General features: G+C 70.8%; 2 protein-coding genes. One reads left to right on the top strand and one right to left on the bottom strand.

Going from position 1 to position 2,226, the window contains the following annotated elements:
• Positions 1-476, bottom strand: a 476-nt coding sequence (locus tag AB0G02_RS36135) for a hypothetical protein (RefSeq protein ID WP_360803756.1), incomplete at its 3' end; no start/stop codon positions are given.
• Between the two features lie 128 nt (positions 477-604).
• Here AB0G02_RS36135 and AB0G02_RS36130 point away from each other — a divergent pair.
• The coding region (locus tag AB0G02_RS36130; protein ID WP_360803753.1) for a DEAD/DEAH box helicase at positions 605-2,226 on the top strand (1,622 nt) is incomplete at its 3' end.

Genomic DNA, 2,226 nt, shown 5'->3' with positions numbered 1-2,226 from the left:
CGGCTGAGCACGTCCCGCTTGCGCCAGGAGGCGCGCGCCTCCGTCGTGCCCCGCCGGAACAGCCACCCGGCGACGTCCAGCACCCCGTTCGCCGCCTCCAACGGCGTGTCGTGCGCCGACTCGACGGTCTCGATCTCGTGCCTGCCGCAGTCCCGGATCGCGTCGCAGCGCACGGAGATCTCGCCCTCCACCAGCCACGGCGGCGGCGGTGCGACCACGTTGCGGTGCGGGTCGCGGGGCAACGACACGTGCACGTGGAACGACACCTCCTCCACCTCGGCCAGCGCCGACAACCCCGCGTAGGGGGCGCCCGGCAGGTGGTCGAACACCAGGCCCGCGCCCGGTCTGCCCAGGTGTCCGGCCAGGCGCTCCACCCGCGCGGCGGCCAACCGCAGCACGTCCAGCACCGGTTCCACGGCGACCAGGTCCGGGAACACCCACCGGAGGTCGCCCTCCGCCAGCGGAATCGCCTCCATGGCCCACGAGTGTGCCGCATGGTCAACGATTATGTGCTCTGTAGCTTCAGTGTTGACTAAAAGAGCTGGTCCGGGGTTCGCTGCGGATCTGAAGCGATTTTGTCGGTGTCATATGACAGCCTGGACAGGTGTCAAGCACTTCGCGGTCCCCGGCCGACTCGTACGCGGACTTCCGCCGACGCTCCTCCCGGCCCAAGCTCGCAGACTTCCTCGGGGTCATCTCGTTCGACCTCGACCCGTTCCAGCAACGCGCCTGCGAAGCGCTGGAGGACGGGCACGGGGTGCTGGTCTGCGCGCCCACCGGCGCGGGCAAGACCGTCGTCGGGGAGTTCGCCGTGCACCTCGCCCTGTCCGAGGGCAGCAAGTGCTTCTACACGACTCCGATCAAGGCGCTGTCCAACCAGAAGTACGCCGACCTCGTCGCCCGCTACGGCGCGAAGAAGGTCGGCCTGCTGACCGGCGACACCTCGGTCAACGGCGACGCGCCGATCGTCGTCATGACCACCGAGGTGCTGCGCAACATGCTGTACGCGGGCTCCTCCACCCTCACCACCCTCGCCTACGTGGTGATGGACGAGATCCACTACCTGGCCGACCGGTTCCGCGGCCCGGTGTGGGAGGAGGTGATCCTCCACCTGCCCGAGTCGGTGCGGCTGGTCGGCCTGTCCGCCACCGTCAGCAACGCCGAGGAGTTCGGTGAGTGGCTGGTCGAGGTCCGGGGCGACACGACGGTCGTCGTCGACGAGCACCGGCCCGTGCCGCTGTGGCAGCACATGCTCGCCGGCGGCCGGATGCTCGACCTGTTCGCGGGCGACGGCCCCGACGGGCACGCCCGCATCAACCCGCAGCTGCTGCGCCACACCGACGACCTGTCCCGCTTCCACGTGCCGTGGAGCCGCAACCGCAACAACAAGGACCGCGGCCGGCCACCCCGCGGGTCGGGCTTCAAACCGCCGTCCCGGGTCGACATCGTGCAACGGCTCGACGGCGCGGGCCTGCTGCCCGCCATCGACTTCGTGTTCAGCCGCGCGGGCTGCGACGCGGCGGTGACCCAGTGCGTGCGCGCCGGCCTGCGGCTCAACTCCGCCGACGAGGTCGAGGAGATCCGCGAGGTCATCGACGCCAAGACCAAGGACCTCCCGCAGGGCGACCTGATGGTGCTGGGCTACTGGGAGTGGCGCGAGGCGCTGGAACGCGGCATCGCCAGCCACCACGCCGGCCTCCTGCCCGCGTTCAAGGAAACCGTCGAGGAGCTGTTCGTCCGCGGCCTGGTGAAGGTCGTGTTCGCGACCGAGACCCTCGCCCTGGGCATCAACATGCCCGCGCGCACGGTCGTGCTGGAGAAGCTGGTCAAGTACAACGGCGAAGCCCACGTCGACCTCACGCCCGGCGAGTACACGCAGCTCACCGGCCGTGCCGGGCGCCGCGGCATCGACGTGGAGGGCCACGCCGTCGTGGTGTGGCAGCCGGGCGTCGACCCGAAGGCCGTCGGCGGCCTCGCCTCCACCCGCACCTACCCGCTGCGGTCGTCGTTCCGCCCCGGCTACAACATGGCCGTCAACCTGGTGAACCAGCTCGGCGCGGCCTCGGCCCGCGAGATCCTGGAGCAGTCCTTCGCCCAGTTCCAGGCGGACCGGTCCGTCGTCGGCCTGGCCCGGCGGCGGAGAGGGGGACGCCGTAGCGCTCGGCCACGCCGGGCAGCAGCGGCACGGTCAGGTAGAGCTGGCCGACTGCCAGGATCACGGCCGCG

The organism is Actinosynnema sp. NPDC023658 (genome assembly GCF_040639995.1).
Taxonomy (GTDB): domain Bacteria; phylum Actinomycetota; class Actinomycetes; order Mycobacteriales; family Pseudonocardiaceae; genus Actinosynnema.
Note: the sequence above shows the minus strand (reverse complement) of the source record. Positions and strands in the feature narration are given on the sequence as shown.